Here is a 22,345-nt window from a genome sequence, read left to right on the forward strand (position 1 = left end):
TTAGGCGAGCAGCCGGGTCAGCACCCGGGTGCCGAACTCCAGCCCCTCCACCGGCACCCGCTCGTCCTTGCCGTGGAACATGCCGAAGTAGTCCAGGTCCGGCCGGAGCATGAGCGGCGCGAAGCCGTACCCCTGGATGCCGATCGTGGCGAAGGACTTGGCGTCGGTGCCGCCGCTCATCACGTACGGGACCGGCCGCGCCTGCGGGTCCTCGGCCACCAGCGCCCCGGCCAGCTCGTCGAAGAACACCGACGGGTACGGCGCCGCCGGCGCCTCCTCCAGGTTCACGAACTCGCGGGTGATCTTCGGCCCGAGCAGCTCGTCGATCGTCGCCAGGAACTCCTCCTGCAACCCCGGCAGGTAACGGCCGTCCACGTGCGCCGAGGCCGTCGAGGGCACCACGTTCACCTTGTACCCGGCCGCCAGCATCGTCGGGTTCGCCGAGTTGCGGATCTGGCCGTGGAACAGCTCGCCGAGCACGCCGAGCCGGTCGGCCTCGGCGTCCAGCCGGTCCAGGTCGATCGGCCGGCCGGTGATCTCCGACAGGCTCTCCAGCAGCGCGGCGACCGACGGCGTCAGGCGTACCGGCCACTGGTGGGCGGCCACCCGCGACAGGGCGTGGGCGAGCGTGGCGACCGGGTTGTCCACGGCGGGACGCGAACCGTGGCCCGCCACGCCGTGGGCGGTCACCTTCATCCAGGCGGTGCCGCGCTCGCCGACGGCGATCGGGTAGACGCGCCGCCCGCCGGAGTCCACGCTGAAGCCGCCCGACTCGCTGATGGCCTCGGTGACGCCGTCGAACAGGTGCCGGTGCTCGGTCACCGCGTGGCGGGAGCCGTAGTCGCCGGTCGCCTCCTCGTCGGCCAGGAACGCCAGCACCAGGTCCCGCTTCGGCCGTACGCCGCGCGCCGCCAGGCCGAGCACGGCCGCCAGCGTCATCGCGCACGAGCCCTTCATGTCCACCGCGCCCCGGCCGTACACGCAGCCGTCGGTGATCTCGCCCGAGAACGGGTGCATCTGCCACTCGGCCGGATCGGCGGGCACCACGTCCAGGTGGCCGTGGATGAGCAGCGCGTCGGGCGAGTCGCCGTCGATCCTGGCCACGACGGTGGTGCGCTTCGGCGCCGACTCGAACACCACCGGGTCCAGGCCGGCGTCGGCCAGCAGCGTGGCGACGTACTCGGCCGCCGGGCGCTCGCCCGAGCCCGGGTTGGTGGTGTCGAACCTGATCAGGTCCGAGCAGATCTCGGCGACGCTCTTCACGCTCTCCCCTTCAGCGTCAGCGGCGGCACGCCGGGCGTCTCCAGGTCGAAGATCAGCCCGTAGAAGGCCAGTTCGGCCTCCAGCACCGCCACGATGGTCTCTTCCCTGCGCCAGCCGTGCTGCTCGCCGGCGAAGGTGAGCAGAGCCCACTGTTTGCCGTGCTTGTCCAGTTCGGCGGTGAATCGCTCGGCCTGGCCCACGTCCACGATCGCGTCCTCCAGACCGTGCAACATGAGGCATGGGCCCGATGCCCGGGCCGCGTTCAGGAGCGGCGAGCGGTCGGTGTACCGCTGCCGCGTCTCGGGCAGCGGGCCCACCAGGCCGTCGAGGTAGCGCGACTCGAAGTCGTGCGTCTCGGCCGCCCAGCTCTCCGGGTCGGTGATCGCGTAGTGCGCGACCCCGCCCGCGAACACGTCGCTGTGCACCAGCGCGGCCACCGTGGTCCAGCCGCCGGCGCTGCCGCCCCGGATCGCGATCCTGGCGGCGTCCGCCCGGCCGAGCTGCACCAGGCCGCGCGCCACCTTGGCGCAGTCGTGCACGTCCACCACACCCCACTGGTGCCGCAGCCGCTCGCGGTAGGCCCGGCCGTAGCCGGTCGAGCCGCCGTAGTTCACCACGGCCACGCCGATGCCCCTGCTGGTGAAGTAGGCGATCTCCAGATCCAGGACGACCGGCTGGTTCCCGGTCGGGCCGCCGTGCACGAAGATCACGTACGGCGCCGGGCCCGCCACCCCGGCCGGCGGGTAGAGATGGGCGTGCACGCCCTCGACCGTCACCGCCTCCGGCGTGGGCAGCAGCGCCCGGTCGGGCAGCGACTTGGGGGCCGAGACGACCTCGTGCCCGCCGGTGCCGAGATCGACCAGCGCGACCTCCAGCGGCGTGTACGGCGTCGCCCCCACCGCCGCCGCCCTGCCCCCGGCCGCCGACACCGTCGAGGCCCAGTACGTGTGCCCGTCCCCGCCGATCTCCCGCAGCCCGCCCGTCTCCGGGTCGAGCACGCCCAGGCGGCGGTGGTCGGCGGTGCCGTACACGACGACCAGGCTCTCGCCCGCCGGGGCCAGGCAGGCCAGGCCCGGCTTCCACGCCGCCGCGCCGAACTCCAGGTCGAGCGGCGTGAGGTTGCGCGAGGGGGAGCCGTCGAGGTGGACGAGGTGCACGTTCCACCAGCCGGTCGGGTCGGTGACGGCGTACAGGGAGCCGTCGTCGCGCCACTCGGCCTGGGCCACCGACTCCTCGGGGCCGCCCGCCACGACCCGGTGGGGGCCCGCCACGCCGTCCGGGGACAGGGGGGCCACGCACAGCTCGGTGCCGTCCCAGGGCATGTTCGGGTGGTTCCAGCCGATCCAGGCGATCTGCGTGCCGCCGGGGGACAGGCGGGGGTTCATCAGGAAGTGGTGGGCGCGGGCGACGACCCTGAGCGGGCCGCCGTCCAGGGGGACCGCTACCAGGTCACGCGCGTCGTCGATCTCGCGGACCGCCCACACCTCCGCGCGGCCGGGCGGCAGGTAGAGGTCGCCGTACCGGGCCGGGCCCTCGGGCGTGAGGGCGACCGGTTCTGCGGCCTTCCCGGAGGAGGCGTCCAGGCGGTAGAGCCGTTGGTCGGACCAATTGGTGAAGACCAGGCCGCCGCCCGGCAGCGGGCGCCAGGAGCGGCCGCCGTACTCGACCAGGCGGTTACGGGCGTTCCAGCCGGGAGGCAGCGCGTCGGCGCGGGAGCCGTCGGGCAGGCGGCGCACCACGCAGCGCCGGCCGCCCTCGTGCGGGCGCGGCTCGTCCCACCACACCTCCACGCCCTCGGGCGTGGCCACGGCCTCCACCCACTGGGGGCCGCCGTCGGTACGCGCCACATCGATCGGTCGAATACTCATGAAGAATCACCAATTGCCGTTGGTACAGGGGGGCAGGGGGTGCCCGGGCGGGTGGAGGACGTACACGATGCCGCCGCTGCCCGAACTCCTCAGCCACACGTTCTCGAACGCTGCCCGCGGATAGACCCGGCGAACCCCGCCGTCCGCGGGCGCGGCGGGGTCGTTCACGACGACGTCGCCCCCGGCGGTGAAGCCGGTGACGACCAGGATGTGACCGTTCGTGGAGTAGCCGGAGCCGGGCAGCTCGTGCGCCCTGAACGATAGCGAGGCGATCACCGGGATCCCGGCCAGCACGAACGCCTCCAGCTCGGCCGCCGACAGCAGTCTCGTCACGAAGCCGGTCAGCCCGTAACGGCCCGCGTAGGCGACGTTGAACGGCCAGTTGCCGGTGCCCTGGTAGCTGTCGTCGTAGGTTCCCATGGCCGCGTGGTCCACCGCCGGGGCGGGGTCGCCGGCGCCCACCCAGGTCAGCTCGCCGGGCTCCGGGCCGCGGCCCCAGAAGGCCAGCGTCATCGCCACCGAGGCGGGGCCGCACCAGTTGGCGCCGCCGCCGTCCCAGCGCGGGTGGTGCCCGGCGTGCGCGTGCTGGGAGTAACCGGGCACGTCCAGCTCGACGGGCCCGGTCACCCCCGGCGTGCTCGGCACGACCGGACGCCTCGGCAGGGCCGAGGCGAGCACGCCGAGCGAGGTCATCCGCGCGCCCTCGCCGCGCGCGGTGACCCGCGCCTGGAACGCCACCACCGGCCGCCTGGCCACGAACGTGTCCACGGCCACGTCGCCGTCCTCGTCACCCTGACCGGGCACCGAGGTACGCGGTCCGTGCTCGGACCAGCGGCCCATGACGTACCACCTGGTCAGCGTGCCCGCCTCGGTCCTGGCCCGCAGCTCCACCTCGACCTCGGCGCCCGGCGGCGTACGCGCGGTCCAGGAGGGCACGAGCTGGGTGGCCGCGAAGCCGACCCGGTGTTCCTCGCTGGTCCACGTGCCTCCGGGCACGGTCAGACGGGTGAAGGCGACGCGCGCCAGATCGACGGTGAGCACCAGCCCCATTGTGGTTTCATACCCGGTGTCGCACATCGGTTGGTTTACGTACCGGCCTGAGGGTGCGCCCCCGGGCCGGGCCCGCGCCCGGCGGGCTCACCTCACAGGTACAGGCCGGTGGACTCGTCGGCGCCGGCCGGGCTGATCTGACGGCCCGCGCGCAGGGCGAACAGTTCGGCGAGGGTCGCGCCCGAGGCGCCGACGCCGTTCGGCGAGCCGAGCCAGGAGACGGCCTCGTCCCTGGTCAGCGGGCCGACCTCGATCTGGGCCAGACAGCGGCCCGGACGGATCACGGCCGGGTGCAGGCGGGTCAGGTCCTCGTTCGTGGTGATGGCGACCAGCACGTCGCGGCCCTGGCCGAGCAGGCCGTCGGTGAGGTTGAGCAGCCGCGAGAGCCCCTGGCCGGCCTGCGCCTTGGCGCCCGAGCTGATCAGCTCGTCGCAGTCCTCCAGGACCAGCAGCCGCCACCGCTGGGTGTCCTCGTCGGTGTCGTAGCCGACCGCCACCTCCATCAGGTAGCCCGGGTCGTTGAACAGCCGCTCGGGGTCGAGCACGCAGTCGACCTGGCACCAGTCGTGCCACTGCTTGGCCAGCGTGCGCAGCAGCGTGGTCTTGCCGGTGCCGGGCTGGCCGTGCAGCAGGATGAGCCGGCCGTTCACGTCGGCGGGCGTGGTGGCCATCAGGCGGCCGAGCGCCGGGCGCACCTGCGCCGAGTAGTTCGTACCGATCTCGTCCCAGGGCTGGGCGGTGATCGGCTTCTCCGACCGGTTGCCGCCGTGGGAGCCCCGCCACCAGAAGCCCATCTCGACGTGGTCGGCGTCGGGCATCGGCTCCTCGGCGCCGTCGATGCTCTCCTTCATCACCGAGGTGGCCAGTTCCTCGCTCACCGCCGTCACGCTCACCGTGGCGGTGCGGTTGCGGTGGCGTACGACCCGCAGGGTCCAGCCCTCGCCGCTGATGAGCCGCGACTCCGAACCGTCCTCCACCTGCGCGGTGCGCAACACCCGCCCCTCGGCCGGCCGCAGCCGCGCGTCCGGCCGCACGCGCTCCAGGTTGGCCAGCCGGGACCAGGGCTGGACGCCCGTCGCGAACGGCGACAGCGCCAGGGCGTCGATGACGTCGATCGCTGAGTCGGCGTCGTCGATCCAGATGTTCATCGGCAGCTCGGACGAGGAGTCCGGGCTGGGGAACGGCACCTCCCTGATCACAGACATAGGTAAAGGATCTCCTTCGTGGGCTCGGATGTCGAAGGGTTATGTGAGCGGTCGTTCACTTCTGCCGGGGCCGGGCACGTCATGCCGGGTGCGGGCGAGGGCGCCGCCTTTCAGCTCCAGCCAGACAGTACCCGGGATGCGGCCGCCAGTGGTCGCCCCCAAGGGAGAAAGTCGGTCACTCCGGCCGCACCCGGAGAAGACCGCCATGATCCGCCATGCGCGAACCAAGATCGCCCGGTACCTTGTGTCCTCGTGTCAAATCACTCCTTACGTGGAGGTATCGGGGAAGTGTCGAGGGTCACGTTCCGCGAACGGGCGCGGTACTGGTTCGACAACACCATGTCGAGGGGGACGGCGTCGCTCATCGGCTGGCTCGCGCTGGTGTCGGTCGCCCTCATCCTCGTGGTGGCCGCGTTCACGCTCTGGCTCGCGCCCGACGAGCCCGACGGCGTCAGCGGCGCCGGGCAGGTGCTCTGGATCGCCCTCATGCACGCCCTCACTCCCAGCAAGGTCGCCAGCGACAAGGGCTCACTCGGCTACATGACCGTGATGTTCGCCGGGTCGCTCGGCGGCATCTTCATCGTCAGCATGCTCGTCGGCCTGCTGTCCAACGGCCTCAAGCAGAAGGTGGACCGCCTGCGCAGGGGCCGCTCGCGCATCGTCGAGTCCGGCCACACGGTGGTGCTCGGCTGGTCGGACCAGGTGTTCACGATCATCGCCGAACTCGTCAAGGCACACGCCAGCCAGAAGGGCTCGGTCATCGCCGTCCTGGCCGACCACGACAAGCTGGCCATGGAGGAGGACATCCGCGAGCACGTCGGCGACCTGGGCAGGACGCGGCTGGTGTGCCGTACCGGCCGTCCCACCGAGCCGCGCGACCTCGGCCTGATGAACCTGGATGACGCCCGCTCCGTCGTCGTGCTCTCCCCCGAGGGCGAGGACCCCGACGCGCACGTCATCAAGATCCTGCTGGCCCTGGCCAAGCGGGCCGGCTCGCACCCGCCCGTCGTCGCCGCCCTCGCCTCCGGCCGCAACCTCGCCGCCGCCCGGCTGGCCGGCGGCAAGGACGTGCACCTCGTCGACTCCGACGACACCGCCTCCCGGCTGATCGTGCAGTCCTCCCGCCAGTCCGGCATGTCCGTCGTCTGCATGGACCTGCTCAACTTCGACGGCGGCGAGATCTACCTGCGCGCCGACGAGGAACTCGTGGGCGCCACCTACGGCAAGGCGCTGCACGCCTACCAGACCGCCGCCGTCATCGGCCTGCGCAGGCCGGCGGGCGTCGTGCTCAACCCGCCCATGGACACCGTCGTCACCGCCGAGGACCAGGTCATCGTCATCGCCCACGACGACTCCCACATCAGGCTCGCCACCGGCGAGCCCCCCGTGGACGAGCAGGCCGTCACCGCGACCGGCGCCACGCGACCCGAGCCAGAACGCACCCTCCTGCTCAACTGGAACGGCCGCGCCGAGCAGATCGTGCGCTACCTCGACGGCTACGTCTCCCCGGGCTCGGTCCTCGACATCGCCGCCGACCATCCCGACGCCGGCGCCGGCCTGACCGGGCTGCGCACCCTCACCGTGAACGTCAAGGACTGCGACACCACCGACAGGTACGCGCTCGAATCCCTCGGCATCGGCCTCTACCAGCACGTCATCGTGCTCTCCGACGACCGTTTCAAGCCCCACCACGCCGACACCCGTACGCTCATGACCCTGCTCCAGCTCCGCGACATGCAGAGCACGCTCGGCGAGCACTACTCGATCGTCAGCGAGATGCACGACGAGGGCAACCGGGCGCTCGCCGAGGTCACCGAGGCCGACGACATCGTCATCAGCGACACCGTCATCGGCCTCCTGCTGGCCCAGCTCGCCGAGAACCGGCACCTCGCCGACGTGTTCGGCTACCTGTTCGACTCCCACGGCTCGGAGATCTACCCCAGGCCCGCCGCCTCCTACGTCAGGACCGGCACGCAGGTCACCTTCGCCACCGTCGTGGAGGCGGCCCGGCGCAGGGGCGAGACCGCCATCGGCTATCGCGACAACCTGTCCAGGAACGTCCCGCCGCACTACGGCATCGTGCTGAACCCGGACAAGAGCGACCCGGTCGTGCTCGGCGGCAAGGACTCGGTGATCGTCCTGGCCGAACGCTGACCCCGGACCCGGCGCCGATCCCCGGACCGGCGCGGTGGGTTACGGTGTGCGGCGTGAGGACCATTGACTGGGCCGGCGACGCCGTCGAGCTCGTGGACCAGACGCTGCTGCCCGACCGGTGCGTGACGCTCCGCGTCGAGACCGTGGCCGAGCTCGTCGCGGCGATCCGGCGGCTGGCCGTGCGCGGCGCCCCCGCCCTCGGCGTCGCCGGGGCGCTCGGCGTCGTGCTCGCCGACGGCGACCCCGCCCAGATCGCCGAACTGCGCGCGGCCCGTCCCACGGCCGCCAACCTCGCGTGGGGCGTCGACCGGGCCGCCGCCCACCTGCGGGAGGGCAGGGAAGCGGTGTTGCGCGCCGCGCTCCGGGTCCGTGACGACGACATCGCCGCCTGCCGGGCCATGGGCGAACGCGGCGCCGATCTGCTGGAGGGCGACCGGCTCCGGATCATGACCGTGTGCAACAGCGGAGCCCTGGCCGCCGTCGAACGCGGCACCGCCCTCGGCGTCGTCCAGACCCTGCACGAACGCGGGCGACTGACCGAGGTGCTCGCCCTGGAGACCCGCCCGCTGCTCCAGGGCGCCCGCCTGACCACCTGGGAACTGGCCAGGATGGGCGCCCCCCACCGGCTGGTCGCCGACTCGGCGGGGCCGTACCTGCTGGCCAAGGGCGAGGTGGACGCCGTGCTCATCGGCGCCGACCGCATCGCCGCCAACGGCGACACCGCCAACAAGATCGGCTCGTACGCGCTCGCGCTCGGGGCCGAACGCGCCGGGGTGCCGTTCATCGTGGTCGCCCCCGAATCCACCATCGACCCCGCCACGCCCACGGGCGACCACATCGTGATCGAGGACCGGGACCCGGAGGAGATCCTGACCGTCCGGGGTGTACGCCTCGCCCCTGAGGGCACTCAGGCGCTGAATCCCGCGTTCGACGTGACGCCGCACGACCTGATCACCGCGATCGTGACCGACCGGCGGGTGATCAGGCCGTGAGCGGATGATCGAGCCCTGAAAAGGCGCGATCCCCGGACCTGCTCGCACCGCTCGCGTTACGCTCGGTCGTCCCGATATCTACTCTCGGAGAGCATCCGTGGCCATCGATCTGGTGTTACGCCGCGACTGGCAGGCCCGCGCGCCGCGCGGCGCCTACACCCAGCTTGACTCGACCAAGGGCGTCAAGGTCCACTACACCGGCGGCAGGGTCGATCCCGCCATCGTCTCCGACCACGCCGGCTGCGTCGAGCTGGTGAGATCCATCCAGGGCTATCACATGGACGGCAACGGCTGGATCGACATCGGCTACTGCGTCGACGAGGAGACGGAAATCCTGACGCGGCAGGGCTGGAAGCGGTATCGCGAGCTGGAACCGGGGGAGAGCGTGCTCACCCTCAACCACGAGACGGGCGCGTCCGAATGGCAGGGGCTGCTCGACGTGTACGTCTTTCCGGCAGGCACCAGGGAGATGGTGCGCATGGAAGGCGCGTCCCACTCCTCCCTGACCACGCCGCAGCACCGCTGGCCCGTCGAGCGCCGTAGACGGCGTACCGGAACCGACCGGCGCAAGGGCCGTGACGGTGGGCCGCCCGCCGGCCGAACGCCCCGGGCGGTCACCGAGCACGAGCGGCTGTGGGTGACCACGGAGACGATGGGGTACTGGGACAGAGTGCCGTTGGCGGCGCCCTGTGCCGATCTTCCCGCCGAAGCGAAATGGTCGGACGCCCTCGTGGAGCTCGTTGCCTGGTTCTGGACAGAAGGGCATGTCAAGCCGCTTCGGGGCAGCCCGACCACGAGTGTGGCCATTTACCAGTCGCAGAAGAACCCGGTGTACGTGGCCAGGATCCGCGAGGCGCTCATGTCGGTCTTCGGCCCTCCTGTCCCAGGCTTCCCGCGCACCGGCCGGGGCACCGACGGGGTGCCTCGGTGGCGGGAGACCGTCAACCGGCACCTCACCGAGTTCCACCTGTCCTCCGACGCCGGGCGGCGGCTGCTGGAGATGGCGCCGGGCAGAGTGCCGACCTTCGAGTTCCTGCTTTCCCTCACCCGGGCACAGCTGTCCCTGTTCATCGAGACCTCGCTCGCCGCCGACAACAACGGAAAGGACAAGCTGGCGCAGCAGAATCGGGCGGCGGCGGAGGCGTTCATGTTCGCCGTGCTTTTGACGGGCAGTTCCGCGTCCTTGCGTCGCAGGCCGCCGACGGCGACGTGTGCGAGCGACATGTGGTCGGTCACCATCCGGCGGCAACAGTATTTCGCGCCGCGCGCAGCCCGGAAGGGCGCCGGCTTCAAGATCAGCCGGGAGGTCTACCATGGTGAGATCTGGTGTCCCAGGACCGAGAACCAGACCTGGCTGGCCAGGCGCGCCGGCACCGTCTACTTCACGGGGAACTCCTTCGTGGCTTGTCCGCACCGGAAGGTGTTCGAGGGGCGGGGGCTGCACCATCTGCCCGCCGCCAACGGGCCGGGGCTCAACTCCGGTCATTACGCCGTGCTCGGGCTGGTGGGCAACGCCGGTCTCGTGCAGCCGCCCGACGGCGTCCTGCACGCGATCCTCGACGCCGTCCAGTACGTACGCGACCGGGGCAACGCCGGCAAGGAGATCAAGGGCCACCGCGACGGCTACTCCACCGACTGCCCCGGCGACCCGCTGTACGCCTGGATCAAGCGCGGCGCCCCGCGCCCCGGCAGCACGACCCCGCCCACCAATCCGCCGACGACCCCGCCCTTCCCCGGCCGGCTGCTGAAGTACCCGCCGGTCATGGAGGGAGAGGACGTGCGCACCTGGCAGCGGCAGATGCGCAAGCGCGGCTGGGACGTGACGGTCGACGGCGCGTACGGGAGCCGGTCCCGCGACGTGTGCCGCAGGTTCCAGCGTGAACAGGGCGTCGACGACGACGGTGTCGTGGGCCCGGTCACGTGGAGACTGGCCTGGGAGGCGCCGCTCGCCGACGGGTAACCCCCGGGTTACTGCCGCCGTCCGGCAGCGCCTACTATCCGTTGCATGGAACTGGCAGCGGGGTTTCCTCCCACCACTCGCGACGACTGGCGGAGGCTGGCGGTCGAGGTCCTGCGCAGGTCGGGGGTCGAGGCGCCCTCGCCCGAGGCGGCGCTGTCCAGCCTGACCTGCGACGGTGTGACGGTCGCGCCGCTCTACGACGCGGGCGACGTCCCGGGCGATCCGGGGTCGCCGGGCGCGCCGCCGTTCGTGCGGGGGGCGCGGGCGGTGCCCGGCTGGGACGTACGGCAGCGGCACGCCGTGGCCGACCCCGAGGCGGTGCTGGCCGACCTGGAGAACGGGGTGACCTCGCTCTGGCTGGTCGTCGGCGACGGCGCGATCCAGGTGGGCGACCTGGCGGCCGTGCTGAAGGACGTCTACCTCGACCTGGCGCCGATCGTGCTGGAGGCGGGGGAGCACACGCGGGAGGCCGCCGAGGTGCTGTTCGGCCTGGCGGCCGGGCAGGGGGTCGCGCTCAGCGGCAACCTGGGCGCGAGCGGCGACGTGGGGGCCGAGCTGGCCGCACGCTGCGCGGCGTTTCCGGGGTTGCGGGCGGTGCTGGTCGACGGCACGCCGTACCACGACGCGGGTGGCGGTGACGTCGAGGAGCTGGGGTGCTCGATCGCGCGGGGCGTGGCCGAGTTGCGGACGCTCACCGGCGCGGGGCTCACGGTTGAGCAAGCGCTAGGTCAGATCGACTTCCGTTACGCCGCCACCGCCGACCAGTTCGCCACCATCGCCAAGCTGCGGGCGGCGCGCCGCCTGTGGGCCAGGGTCGCCGAGGTGTGCGGCGCGGCCGAGCACGGCGGGCAGCGCCAGCACGCCGTCACCAGCTCGGCCATGATGACCGCGCGCGACCCCTGGGTGAACATGTTGCGCACCACCGTGGCCTGCTTCGCGGCGGGCGTCGGCGGGGCCGAGGCGGTCACCGTCCAGCCGTTCGACGCCGCGCTCGGCCTGCCCGACGCCTTCTCCCGGCGCATCGCCCGCAACACGCAGTCGCTGCTGCTGGAGGAGTCGGGCATCGGGCGGGTGGCCGACCCCGCGGGCGGCTCCTGGTACGTCGAGCGCCGTACGGCCGACCTGGCCGAGCGGGCGTGGGCGTGGTTCCAGGAGATCGAGGCCGCCGGGGGAGTGGAGGCCGCCGGCGAGCTGATCGACGCCCGCGTCGCGGCCACCAGGTCCCGCCGCGACGACGACATCGCCCACCGCCGGGCTCCGATCACCGGCGTCAGCGAGTTCCCCGATCCCGGCGAGCGGCCCCTGCGCCGGCCGCCGGCTCCGGCCGGGCGGCCCGTGGCGCGTCACGCCCAGGAGTTCGAGGCGCTGCGCGACGTCGCAGACGCCCTGCCCGAGCGTCCCAAGGTGTTCCTGGCCACCATCGGGCCGGTCGCCGCGCACACCGCGCGGGCCTCGTTCGCGGCCAACCTCTTCCACGCCGGCGGCCTGGCCACCGAGACCGCCGGGCCGGGCGCCGACCCCGAGCAGATCGCCACCGCCTTCGCCGTGAGCGGCGCCGCCGTCGCCTGCCTGTGCTCCACCGACAAGCTGTACGCCCAGCACGCCCGCGCCGTGGCCGCCGCCCTGCGTCACGCGGGGGCGAGACGGGTCTGGCTGGCGGGGAAGGGAGACTACGAGGGCGTGGACGCCTGCCTGTACGCGGGGTGCGACGCGCTCGCCGTGCTCCGTCAGACGTTCGAGGACCTGGAGGTGCTCCGATGATCCCCGACTTCACCGGCGTCCCGCTCGACGGGGGCTCGGGCCCCGGCGCGGGCGCCGTCCCTGAGGGCGAGGTGTGGGAGACGCCCGAGGGCATCGGGGTCAAGCCGGTCTACACCGCCGCCGACCTCGACGGGCTCGACTTCCTGCGGACCTACCCCGGCGCGCCGCCGTACCTGCGGGGGCCGTACCCCACCATGTACGTCAACCAGCCCTGGACGATCCGCCAGTACGCCGGCTTCTCCACGGCCGAGGACTCCAACGCCTTCTACCGGCGCAACCTGGCGGCCGGGCAGAAGGGCCTGTCGGTCGCCTTCGACCTGGCCACCCACCGGGGCTACGACTCCGACCATCCGCGTGTGGCCGGCGACGTGGGCATGGCCGGGGTGGCGATCGACTCCATCTACGACATGCGGCAGTTGTTCGACGGCATCCCGCTCGACCGCATGTCGGTGTCGATGACCATGAACGGCGCGGTCCTGCCCGTCCTCGCGATGTACATCGTGGCGGCCGAGGAGCAGGGTGTCGCGCCGGAGGAGCTGGCCGGGACCATCCAGAACGACATCCTCAAGGAGTTCATGGTCCGCAACACGTACATCTATCCGCCGGCGCCGTCGATGCGCATAATTTCGGATATTTTCGCTTATACGAGCGAAAAGATGCCGAAATTCAACTCGATCAGCATTTCTGGGTATCACATCCAGGAAGCCGGGGCGACCTGCGACCTCGAACTCGCCTACACCCTCGCCGACGGCGTCGAATACCTGCGCGCCGGCATCGCCGCCGGCATGGACGTCGACCGGTTCGCCCCCCGGCTGTCGTTCTTCTGGTGCATCGGCATGAACTTCTTCATGGAGGTCGCCAAGCTGCGCGCCGCCCGGCTGCTCTGGGCCAAGCTCGTCGCGCGGTTCGGGGCGGCCAACCCCAGGTCGCTGAGCCTGCGTACGCACAGCCAGACCTCGGGCTGGTCGCTCACCGCCCAGGACGTCTTCAACAACGTCGCCCGCACCTGCGTCGAGGCCATGGCCGCCACCCAGGGCCACACGCAGTCGCTGCACACCAACGCCCTCGACGAGGCGCTCGCGCTGCCCACCGACTTCTCCGCCCGCATCGCCCGCAACACCCAGCTCCTCCTCCAGCAGGAGTCGGGCACCACCCAGGTGATCGACCCGTGGGGCGGCTCCTTCTACGTCGAGCGCCTCACCCATGACCTCGCCGAGCGTGCCTGGGCCCACATCGAGGAGGTCGAGGCCGCCGGCGGCATGGCCAGGGCCATCGAGGCGGGCCTGCCCAAGCTGCGCATCGAGGAGGCCGCCGCCCGTACCCAGGCGCGCATCGACTCCGGCCGCCAGCCGGTCATCGGGGTCAACAAGTACCGGGCCGCCGACGACGAGCCGATCGAGGTGCTCAAGGTCGACAACAGCGCCGTACGCGCCCAGCAGCTCGACAAGCTGGCCCGGCTCAGGGCCGAACGCGACGGCGAGGCCGTGCAGCGAGCGCTCGACGCGCTCACCAAGGCCGCCGAGAACCCCGCGCCCGGCCTCGACGCCAACCTGCTCAAGCTGGCCGTGGACGCCGCCCGCGCCAAGGCCACCGTCGGCGAGATCTCCGACGCCCTGGAACGGGTGTTCGGCCGCCACGCCGAGCAGGTGCGTACGATCTCTGGGGTGTACCGCGACGAGTCCGGCCCGGCCGAGAGCATCGAACGCGTCCGCAGCGCCTGCGCCGACTTCGAGCGGCACGAGGGCCGCCGGCCGCGCATCCTGGTCGCCAAGATGGGCCAGGACGGCCACGACCGGGGCCAGAAGGTGATCGCCACCGCCTTCGCCGACCTCGGCTTCGACGTCGACGTCGGCCCGCTGTTCCAGACGCCGGAGGAGGTGGCCAGGCAGGCGGTCGAGGCCGACGTGCACATCGTCGGCGTCTCGTCCCTGGCCGCCGGGCACCTCACGCTGGTGCCCGCGCTGCGGCGCGCGCTGGCCGACCTGGACGCCGAGGACATCATGATCGTGGTGGGCGGCGTCATCCCGCCGGGCGACCACGACGAGCTGCGCGCCGCCGGAGCCGCGGCCATCTTCCCGCCGGGCACGGTGATCGCCGACGCCGCCCTCGACCTGATCCAGACCCTCCGCGAGCGCCACTAGACCCCCGCCCGGCGGGGGTCAGAGCGGAGTGTCGTCGCAGAGGGTGACCGCGATCGTGCGCTGCCGGGTGACCGGGGCGGTGATCCGCAGCGTGACGGTGTGGGGGCCGGAGCTCGTCAGGGTGCTCGGGGAGGTCAGGTAGCGCCGGCCGTTCTCGGTCACCGTGGCCGAGGAGCGGGTGGTGACCGCGCCGTCGATGATCCAGGCGTACTGGAGGGTGACCGGGTCGCCGGTCCTGGCCACCGCGGCCTGGAGGCGTACCGCGCCGTCCCAGCAGTCGCCGTTCCTGGTGCCGCCGGAGGGGCGCAGGGAGCCCAGGGTGAGGCGGTCGGGCAGCGGGCTCGGGGTGCTCTCCGACTGCGGCTCCGGCCCGCTCGTACGGGTGCGCCTCGGGCGTGACGTGGGCGAGGCGGCCCCGGTCGTGGCGGGGGCGCCGGTCGCGTCCGCCGCGTCGGCGGCCTTCGGCGTGGGCGTCGAGGGTGTGAGCCACACGATCGCGCCCGCCAGCACCAGCACGGACACCCCGGAAATCCCGGCCACCACCGCCGTCTTCACCCGCCTGCGCACCCGGCCGGGACGCCGCGCCTCCGGACCGGCCGGTTCCGGGACATGCTCCTGCGGCTCGGCCTCCCCGAGGGCGTCGGCCTCGAACGACCGGGGGTCGGTGAGGTGCGGCTCAGGGATACCCGGTTCGGTGAAGTGCGGTTCGGGGAGGTGCGGGCCGTCGGGGTGAAGGCGTGGAGGCGGTGGCCCGAAGCCGTGCGGGGCCGCCGGTTGCGGATCGGGATGCTCCGGCAGGGGAGCGGGCATCGCCGGGGGGCCGCCCGCGACCAGGCGCATGCCGGGGATCGCCGGAGGGCGGACCACCGCGGGCGTCTCGTACGAAGCCGCGCGGGGAGCGGCGGCCGGCGGGCCGCCGAGCAGGCGGAGAAGCACGTCCCGCATGGCCGGTCGCCGCTCCGGGTCCTTGGCCAGGCAGTCGAGGACCGCGCCGAGCAGCGGTTGCGGCAGGTCACCGGTACGGGGTTCGTCGTGCAGGATGCGGTTGATCACCGCGGGCAGCGAGTCGTCGCCGAACGGCGGCACCCCCGTCGCGGCGAACACGATCACCGAGGCCCACGCGAACACGTCCGCCGGTGTGCCCGCCCGCCGCCCCGAGAGCTGCTCGGGCGCCATGTACGCCGGCGTCCCCGTGATGGTGCCGGTCGCCGTCACCCCCGCCCCGAACGCCGCGGACATGCCGAAGTCGGTCACCCGCGGCCCGCCCGGCCCGAGCAGCACGTTGGCCGGCTTGAAGTCCCGGTGCACGACGCCCGCCTGATGCACGGCGGCCAGCGCCGTCGCGGTCGCCACCGCCAGCCGCTGCAGCTCCGCCCCGCCGCGCGGCCCCCCGGCCTCCTGCAACGAGCGCCCGTCCACGTACTCGGTCACGATGTACGGCCGCCCCCTGGCCGAGGCGTCGAGCACCTGCGCCACGCAGGACGGCTCCACACCGCGCGCGGCGGCGATCTCCCTGGCGAACGCCTCGCCGGCGGTCACGCCCTCGGCCAGCACCTTGACGGCCACCGGACCGCCGTCGCGGCCGCGCGCGAGGTAGACCACACCGTGGCCGCCCGCGCCGAGCCGCCCGGCCAGCCGGTAGGGTCCCACCGCTGCCGGGTCGCCCTCGCGGAGGGGTTCGACGTTGGGCATGAGGGGAGTGACTCCTGTGACGGCTGTGATCAGAACTCCAGCACCTTACTGGCAAATATCAAGACTTGTCAGAAGTTAGGCTGATCATGCAGATGAAAGAGGTGAACCGGGTGCGTTCGCTGGAGGACTACGCCCAAGGCGTACGGGCAGGCTCCCGTACGTGGATCGCCCGCGCGATCACGCTGGTCGAGTCGACCAGGCCCGACCACATGGCACTGGCCCAACGGCTGCTCGTCGAGCTCACCCCGCTGTCCGGACGGGCCCGCCGGGTCGGCGTCTCGGGCGTGCCGGGGGTGGGGAAGTCCACGTTCATCGACGCGCTCGGCACGTACCTCACCGGCCAGGGGCACAAGGTGGCCGTGCTGGCCGTCGATCCCTCCTCGACCAGGACGGGCGGCAGCATCCTCGGTGACAAGACCCGCATGGCCCGGCTGTCCGCCGACCCGGCCGCGTTCATCCGCCCGTCGCCGACCTCCGGCACGCTGGGCGGCGTCACGAAGGCGACCAGAGAGGCGATGGTGGTCGTGGAGGCCGCCGGGTTCGACGTGGTGCTGGTCGAGACCGTCGGGGTCGGGCAGTCGGAGACCGCCGTGGCCGACATGGTGGACACGTTCCTGCTGCTGACGCTGGCCCGTACCGGTGACCAGCTCCAGGGGATCAAGAAGGGCGTGCTGGAGCTGGCCGACGTGATCGCGGTCAACAAGGCCGACGGCGAGCACGGGCTCGCGGCCAGGAAGGCGGCCAGGGAACTGGCCGGGGCGCTGCGCATGTTGCGTTCGGACCCGCGTCCCGGCTTCGGGCCGCCACCCGTACTGACCTGCAGCGGCCTGACCGGGGACGGCCTGGAGGAGTTGTGGCGGCGGGTCCTGGCCCATCAGGACTCGCTCGACCTGGCCGCCAAGCGCCGAAGCCAGCAGGTCCAGTGGACCTGGACCCTGGTACGCGACCGCCTGCTCGCCGAGCTGCGCCACGACCCCGAGGTGGCGGCGATCACGGCCGAGGTCGAACGGGAGGTGCTGGCGGGGGAGCTGACCCCGTCGCTCGCCGCCGACCGCCTGCTGTCGGTGTTCAAGCGCCCCTGACCCGGCGGCGAACCCGGGGTTGTCTCCACCCCGGGATGAACAGACTTGTGCCCCGGGCAGAAATATCCATATCCGCAGAGTCATCGCCGATCTACACATTGTGTGGGACATGTCACGATGTCCCGCAACCGACGTGGGGAGAAGCGCGATGTGTGCGGAACCGATGTTGCCCGAGACAGTCGCCGGGGCCCTGGAGGAGTACGCCGGACTGCTGGCCGGGCACGGCATCACCTGGGGTGAACCCGAGATCCACTACGTGAGGTTCTTCGCCAGGCGCCGGGTGCTGCCGCCCGCGCGGGTCGGTACGTTCTGGCGCCTGGCCTTCGAGGAGGCCGCCCGGCTGCACCCGGGCGAGCCGATCGACCGCCTCGGCGCCCACCTGGCCGAGGCCGACTTCGACCGGGTGCTGCGCGACACCCTCGACGGCGAGCTGCCGCCGCACCTGGTCGCGCTGCGGATCGGGCCGGAGGGGATCGAGCTGCGGGGCGCGTCGAGAACGGTCCTGACCCCGGCGGCCCCCGCGCCCGCCGTCCCGCCGCCGCCCGGACGCGGCGAGGAGAAGATCTTCCTGCTCGTCGACTCCGCCCGCGACACGCCCTGCCCGGTCACCGTGGACGACGCCCGCCGGGAGCTGGCCCCCCACGGCGCCTGGCTGGTCGAGGCCGACGACGACAGCGTGATCGTGGCCGACGGGCGGCGTGTGCGGCTCGACCTCCTGCTGCGCCTGGTGCCCGCCGCCCGGCTCACCCTGGTGGCGGGGGAGCCGTGCCGGTGGAGCGTCGCCTCCCGGGACGGCCGCGGCTGGTACCCGCCCGGCTTCCCCAGCCGCCACGACTACCACGGCAGGCCGTACTTCCACGGCGACGGCCTCACGCTCGACGTCCCGGCCGAGCCTCTGACGATCACCGTCACGAGAGGCATGGAGTACGCCGAGTCCGCCCTGGAGCTCACCCTCGACCCGGGCGAGGAGCGCGTGGTCCGGATCGCCCCGCAACGCCTCTACGACGCCGCCGCCCGCGGCTGGTACGGCGGCGACCTGCACGTCCACCTCAACTGGGCGGGCGACGTGGTCGGCCGGCCCGCCGACGCCGCCGCCGCCCAGCACGGCGAGGACCTGCACGTGCTGAACCTGCTGGCCGGCAACGTCTCCGGCGCCCGCGTCTACGACCGGGAAGCGCTCGACCACTGGGCCGGGAAGGACCTGCCCTGGTCCGACGCCACGCACGTGGCGCGCATGGGCGTCGAGTACCGCAACGACCTGCTCGGCCACGTCTACGCCTTCGCCCCGGACCGCGCGCCGGGCCGCTTCCACACCGGCTTCGACGGCGACGCCGACTGGCCGCCGAACGCCGACGGGCTGCGGGAGCTGCGCGGCCTCGGCGCGGTCCTCGGCTACAGCCATCCCTTCTCCGTCCCGGTCGGCGACGGCGACCCGCCCAAGGCCGTCGTCTCCCCGGTGCCGCGCAACTGCGCCGCCCGCGAGCTGGTCGCCGACGCCGCGCTCGGCCTGGTGGACAGCCTCGACGTGCTCACCCACGCCTCGATCGCGTCCACCGCGGCCGTCTACCGGCGGCTGATCGGCGCGGGCAACCGGCTGGCCGTCACCGCCGGGACCGACTCGATGATCTCCTTCACCCGTTCGGACAACCAGTCCAACCCGCCCGGCTGGGCCCGTGCGTACGCCCGCGTCGAGGGCGGGCTGAGCGCCCGGACGTTCGCCGACGCCGTACGGGCCGGCCGCACGTTCGCCACCACCGGCCCCTGGCTGGAGTTGTCGGTGGACGGGTACGGCCCCGGCGACGTCGTCGACGCCCGCCCCGGCGACCACGTCCGCGTCACCGCCACCGCGATCGGCCCCGAGGTGGCCGCCGTGCGCATCCGTACGGCCGAGGGCGTGCGCGCGGGCGCCGAACGGCTGCTCGCCGACGAGCGGCGCCCGGACGGCGAGGAACGGCTGACCGTGACGGCCGAGCTGCGCGTGGACGAGCCGACGTACGTGATGGCCGAGGTCGTGTGCGACCCGCACCCGCGCACGATGACCGGCACCGGCTACGCCCTGACCAGCCCCGTCCACGTGGACGTGGCCGGCCGCCGGGTCGCCAGGCGGGAGGACGTGCTCTGGTGCCTGGAATGGCTGGACCTGCTGGAGGAGCTGATCAGGTCGCACGCCCGCCTGACCACCCCCGGCCAGCTCGCCGACCACGTCACCCTGCTCGACCAGGCCAGAGAGGTCTACCGGAGCCGCCTGTCCTGAGGCCTCGCCACCGAGCCGTCTGGCCGAGTGTGCTAGATTTTGGCCATGCGGTCAGAAAATCAATCGAGCGGCCAGAAATCACGGTCGTTCATCGAAGAGGCCAGGCGGGCGCAGATCATCGCCTCGGCCGTGGAAGTGATCGCCGAGGTCGGGTTCGCCCAGGCGTCGCTGGCGCGCATCGCCCAGCACGCGGGCATCAGCAAGGGCGTCATCTCCTACCACTTCGCCGGCAAGGAAGAGCTGATGGAGGAGGTGGTCAACAGCGTCTACGGCGAGATCGCCGCGCATGTCATGGCGCGGGTCGAGGGCGTCGAAGGCCCCACCGCGCTGCTGCGGACGCACATCCTCGCGGTCACCGAGCACATGCGCGACCACCGCACACGGCTCAAGGCCCTCGGCGAGATCTTCTACAACCTGCGCACCGCCGACGGGCAGCCGCGCTACGGCGTCAAGGCCAACGAGGAGCTCTATCAGGCGATGGAGCAGATCTACGCCTACGGCCAGCGCACCGGCGAGTTCCGCGACTTCGACCGGCGCGTCATGGCCGTCACCCACTCCTCCGCCATCGACAACATGTTCGCCTACTGGGTGGCGAACCCCGACCACGACCTCGACGCGCACGCCGCGGAGCTGGCCGACCTGTTCGAGAGGGCATGCAGACGATGACGACCGTCACCCGGACGAGGCTCCTCGCGATCGACAACCTGCGCGTGGCGCTGACCGCGCTGGTCGTCGCCCACCACGTCGCCGTCACCTACGGCAACATCCCGATGTGGTACTACACCGAACCGGCCCAGGACCCCTCGGGCGCGGTGCTGGACATCCTGGTGGTCTTCAACCAGGCGTTCTTCATGGGGTTCTTCTTCCTCATCTCCGGCTTCTTCACCCCCGGCTCCCACGACCGCAAGGGCGGGCGCGCGTTCGTCCGCGACCGGCTGGTCAGGCTCGGGGTGCCGCTGCTGGTCTTCCTGCTGGTGCTGCGGCCGCTGGTCACGCTCGGCGACCACGGCATCCCGTACTGGAAGTTCTATCTGGCGTCCTGGGACCCGGGGCCCATGTGGTTCGTCGAGGTGCTGATCGTCTTCGCCCTGCTGTACGCCTGGTGGCGGCGGCTCGGCCGGTCCGACGGGCAGGGGGCGGGCGGCGCGCTCACCCTCAAGGGGGTCGTGCTGTTCACCGCCGGGCTGGCGGCGGTCACCGTCCTGTGGCGCATCCCGGTGCCGCAGGGCACGTACGTGCCGGTGCTCGGGCTGCCCACGCCCTACTTCCTGCCGCAGTACGCGGCCATGTTCGTGGCCGGCTTGGCCGCCTTCCGGCGCGGCTGGTTCGAGGCGCTGCCCAGGCGGGCGGGCACCGCCGGGTTCGTCGCCACGGGTGTGGCGAGCCTGGTGCTGCTGCCGCTGTCGGGCATGACCACGGGCCTGGTGTCGTCGGCGGTCATGGCGCTGTGGGAGTCCGTGGTCGCCGTCGGGATGATCGTCGGGCTGGCGGTGTTGTTCAGGGAGCGGTTCGACCGGCAGGGGCCGCGCGGCAGGTTCCTGTCCGAGCACGCCTACGCGGTCTACGTCATCCACCCGCTGGTGCTGGTCGCCGTGGCGTGGGCGGTGAAAGGGCTGCACGCGGCGGCGATCGTCAAGTTCGTCCTCGTGCTGGCGTTGTCGTTGCCGCTGTGCTGGGCGCTGGCGTACGCGGTCCGTTCGTTGCCGGGGGCACGGCGGGTGCTCTGACGGCCGGCTTGACTCCGGGCTTGACTTTGGGCCTTGCCGGGCTCTGGCGGGCATGTCACCATCGCGCTAACTCTTAGGAAACTTTCTTAAGAGATTCCGCGAAGGGATGTGATCTGGTGCGACGGAGCCTGACGCTGTTCGCCGCCGCGCTGCTGGTGGCGGGCCTGTTCTCGGTCGTCGTCCCGGCCCCGCCGGCCGGGGCGGCCGCCTGCGCGACACCATGGAGCGCCTCGACCGTCTACAACGGCGGCGCCGTGGTGTCCCGCGGCGGGCACAACTGGTCGGCCAAGTGGTGGACGCAGAACGAGACCCCGGGCAGCGCGGCCGTCTGGGCCGACCAGGGCGCCTGCGGCGGCGGCACGCCCACCCCGGGCTGCGACCACCCCAACTGGGTGGCCGGCCAGTGGTACGCCACCGGCAGCATCGTGCGGTACACCGACGGCAACTACTACATCGCCGTCCACGACAATCCCGGCTACGACCCGGTGATCAGCACCTGGTACTGGGACCCGTACGCCTGCGGTGGCGGCGGCGGGCCGACCGACCCGCCGGACCCGGGAGGCTTCGTGGTGAGCCAGGCGCAGTTCGACCAGATGTTCCCCGGCCGCAACTCCTTCTACAGCTACAGCGGCCTGACCACGGCGATCGCCGCCTTCCCCGCCTTCGCCGGGACCGGCTCCGACACCGTCAGGAAGCAGGAGGCCGCCGCGTTCCTGGCCAACGTCAACCACGAGACCGGCGGGCTGGTGTACATCGTCGAGCAGAACACCGCCAACTACCCGCACTACTGCGACGCGAGCCAGCCGTACGGGTGCCCCGCCGGGCAGGCCGCCTACTACGGCCGCGGGCCCATCCAGCTGAGCTGGAACTTCAACTACAAGGCGGCCGGCGACGCCCTCGGCATCAACCTGCTGAACGACCCCTGGCAGGTGGAACGGAACGCGTCCGTGGCCTGGAAGACCGCCCTGTGGTACTGGATGACCCAGAACGGCCCCGGCACCATGACGCCGCACGCCGCCATGGTCAACAGCCGCGGGTTCGGCGAGACGATCCGCAGCATCAACGGCAGCCTGGAGTGCAACGGCGGCAACCCGGGCCAGGTCCAGAGCCGGATCAACGCCTACCAGCGGTTCACCCAGATCCTCGGGGTCGCCCCTGGCGGCAACCTGTCCTGCTGACCGCCTTCCGGCGCGCGC

At 72.3% G+C, this 22,345-nt stretch carries 15 protein-coding genes; 10 read left to right on the forward strand and 5 right to left on the reverse strand.

The window, feature by feature from the left end; translation table 11 throughout:
* The 4 genes from IEZ27_RS19820 to IEZ27_RS19835 all read right to left on the reverse strand — a co-directional run bounded on the left by IEZ27_RS19820 (position 1) and on the right by IEZ27_RS19835 (position 5,386).
* Positions 1 to 1,263: a M20/M25/M40 family metallo-hydrolase gene (locus IEZ27_RS19820; protein ID WP_229824137.1), complete on the reverse strand. Its 1,263-nt coding sequence runs from the start codon at positions 1,261 to 1,263 to the stop codon at positions 1 to 3.
* Entirely contained in the window at positions 1,260 to 3,131 is a 1,872-nt protein-coding gene (locus IEZ27_RS19825) for a dipeptidyl-peptidase 5 (RefSeq protein WP_189648595.1), read from the reverse strand. The genes IEZ27_RS19820 and IEZ27_RS19825 overlap by 4 nt, the downstream gene beginning before the upstream one ends.
* Before the next feature lie 6 nt (positions 3,132 to 3,137).
* Complete coding sequence (locus IEZ27_RS19830) at positions 3,138 to 4,181, reverse strand: C39 family peptidase (RefSeq protein ID WP_189648596.1); 1,044 nt, start codon at positions 4,179 to 4,181, stop codon at positions 3,138 to 3,140.
* 92 nt (positions 4,182 to 4,273) lie between these two features.
* Entirely contained in the window at positions 4,274 to 5,386 is a 1,113-nt protein-coding gene (locus IEZ27_RS19835) for a DUF5925 domain-containing protein (RefSeq protein ID WP_229824138.1), read from the reverse strand.
* Between the two features lie 288 nt (positions 5,387 to 5,674).
* Between IEZ27_RS19835 and IEZ27_RS19840 the strand changes: the two genes are divergently transcribed.
* From IEZ27_RS19840 to scpA, 5 genes are all read left to right on the forward strand, one after another.
* Entirely contained in the window at positions 5,675 to 7,540 is a 1,866-nt protein-coding gene (locus IEZ27_RS19840; protein ID WP_189648597.1) for a CASTOR/POLLUX-related putative ion channel, read from the forward strand.
* Positions 7,541 to 7,593: 53 nt separating this feature from the next.
* Entirely contained in the window at positions 7,594 to 8,532 is a 939-nt protein-coding gene (gene mtnA, locus IEZ27_RS19845; protein ID WP_189648598.1) for an S-methyl-5-thioribose-1-phosphate isomerase, read from the forward strand.
* 97 nt (positions 8,533 to 8,629) lie between these two features.
* On the forward strand, positions 8,630 to 10,492 hold the full coding sequence (locus IEZ27_RS54030; RefSeq protein ID WP_229824139.1) for a peptidoglycan-binding protein: 1,863 nt from the start codon (positions 8,630 to 8,632) through the stop codon (positions 10,490 to 10,492).
* Positions 10,493 to 10,537: 45 nt separating this feature from the next.
* Complete coding sequence (locus IEZ27_RS19860; RefSeq protein WP_189648599.1) at positions 10,538 to 12,253, forward strand: methylmalonyl-CoA mutase family protein; 1,716 nt, start codon at positions 10,538 to 10,540, stop codon at positions 12,251 to 12,253.
* Complete coding sequence (gene scpA, locus IEZ27_RS19865; RefSeq protein WP_189648600.1) at positions 12,250 to 14,394, forward strand: methylmalonyl-CoA mutase; 2,145 nt, start codon at positions 12,250 to 12,252, stop codon at positions 14,392 to 14,394. The genes IEZ27_RS19860 and scpA overlap by 4 nt, the downstream gene beginning before the upstream one ends.
* An 18-nt stretch (positions 14,395 to 14,412) precedes the next feature.
* Here scpA and IEZ27_RS19870 read toward each other — a convergent pair whose 3' ends face one another.
* Positions 14,413 to 16,086, reverse strand: a complete 1,674-nt coding sequence (locus IEZ27_RS19870) for a serine/threonine protein kinase (RefSeq protein WP_189648601.1) — start codon at positions 16,084 to 16,086, stop codon at positions 14,413 to 14,415.
* A 92-nt stretch (positions 16,087 to 16,178) separates the two neighbouring features.
* Here IEZ27_RS19870 and meaB point away from each other — a divergent pair, with 92 nt between their 5' ends.
* From meaB to IEZ27_RS19895, 5 genes are all read left to right on the forward strand, one after another.
* Positions 16,179 to 17,168 carry a methylmalonyl Co-A mutase-associated GTPase MeaB gene (gene meaB / locus IEZ27_RS19875; protein ID WP_189648602.1) on the forward strand — a complete coding sequence of 330 codons (990 nt, stop codon included), beginning with the start codon at positions 16,179 to 16,181 and terminating at the stop codon, positions 17,166 to 17,168.
* A gap of 163 nt (positions 17,169 to 17,331) precedes the next feature.
* Entirely contained in the window at positions 17,332 to 19,422 is a 2,091-nt protein-coding gene (locus tag IEZ27_RS19880; protein WP_229824140.1) for a CehA/McbA family metallohydrolase, read from the forward strand.
* A gap of 45 nt (positions 19,423 to 19,467) precedes the next feature.
* Complete coding sequence (locus tag IEZ27_RS19885) at positions 19,468 to 20,088, forward strand: TetR/AcrR family transcriptional regulator (RefSeq protein WP_189648604.1); 621 nt, start codon at positions 19,468 to 19,470, stop codon at positions 20,086 to 20,088.
* A complete protein-coding gene (locus IEZ27_RS19890; protein WP_189648605.1) occupies positions 20,076 to 21,149 on the forward strand; it encodes an acyltransferase family protein in 1,074 nt (357 codons plus the stop codon). The genes IEZ27_RS19885 and IEZ27_RS19890 overlap by 13 nt, the downstream gene beginning before the upstream one ends.
* A 116-nt stretch (positions 21,150 to 21,265) precedes the next feature.
* Positions 21,266 to 22,327 carry a glycoside hydrolase family 19 protein gene (locus IEZ27_RS19895; protein ID WP_229824141.1) on the forward strand — a complete coding sequence of 354 codons (1,062 nt, stop codon included), beginning with the start codon at positions 21,266 to 21,268 and terminating at the stop codon, positions 22,325 to 22,327.
* The last annotated feature ends 18 nt before the right edge of the window (positions 22,328 to 22,345 follow it).

The sequence above is a fragment of the Nonomuraea spiralis genome (assembly GCF_014648435.1).
Lineage (GTDB): Bacteria > Actinomycetota > Actinomycetes > Streptosporangiales > Streptosporangiaceae > Nonomuraea > Nonomuraea spiralis.

Coding starts and splice junctions, on each gene's coding strand:
- IEZ27_RS19880 (WP_229824140.1), top strand. CDS start 17,332: ATGTTGCCCGAGACAGTCGCCGGGGCCCTGGAGGAGTACGCCGGACTG.
- IEZ27_RS19870 (WP_189648601.1), bottom strand. CDS start 16,086: ATGCCCAACGTCGAACCCCTCCGCGAGGGCGACCCGGCAGCGGTGGGA.
- IEZ27_RS19860 (WP_189648599.1), top strand. CDS start 10,538: ATGGAACTGGCAGCGGGGTTTCCTCCCACCACTCGCGACGACTGGCGG.
- IEZ27_RS19885 (WP_189648604.1), top strand. CDS start 19,468: ATGCGGTCAGAAAATCAATCGAGCGGCCAGAAATCACGGTCGTTCATC.
- IEZ27_RS19890 (WP_189648605.1), top strand. CDS start 20,076: ATGCAGACGATGACGACCGTCACCCGGACGAGGCTCCTCGCGATCGAC.
- meaB (WP_189648602.1), top strand. CDS start 16,179: ATGAAAGAGGTGAACCGGGTGCGTTCGCTGGAGGACTACGCCCAAGGC.
- scpA (WP_189648600.1), top strand. CDS start 12,250: ATGATCCCCGACTTCACCGGCGTCCCGCTCGACGGGGGCTCGGGCCCC.
- IEZ27_RS19835 (WP_229824138.1), bottom strand. CDS start 5,386: ATGTCTGTGATCAGGGAGGTGCCGTTCCCCAGCCCGGACTCCTCGTCC.
- IEZ27_RS19825 (WP_189648595.1), bottom strand. CDS start 3,131: ATGAGTATTCGACCGATCGATGTGGCGCGTACCGACGGCGGCCCCCAG.
- IEZ27_RS19830 (WP_189648596.1), bottom strand. CDS start 4,181: ATGGGGCTGGTGCTCACCGTCGATCTGGCGCGCGTCGCCTTCACCCGT.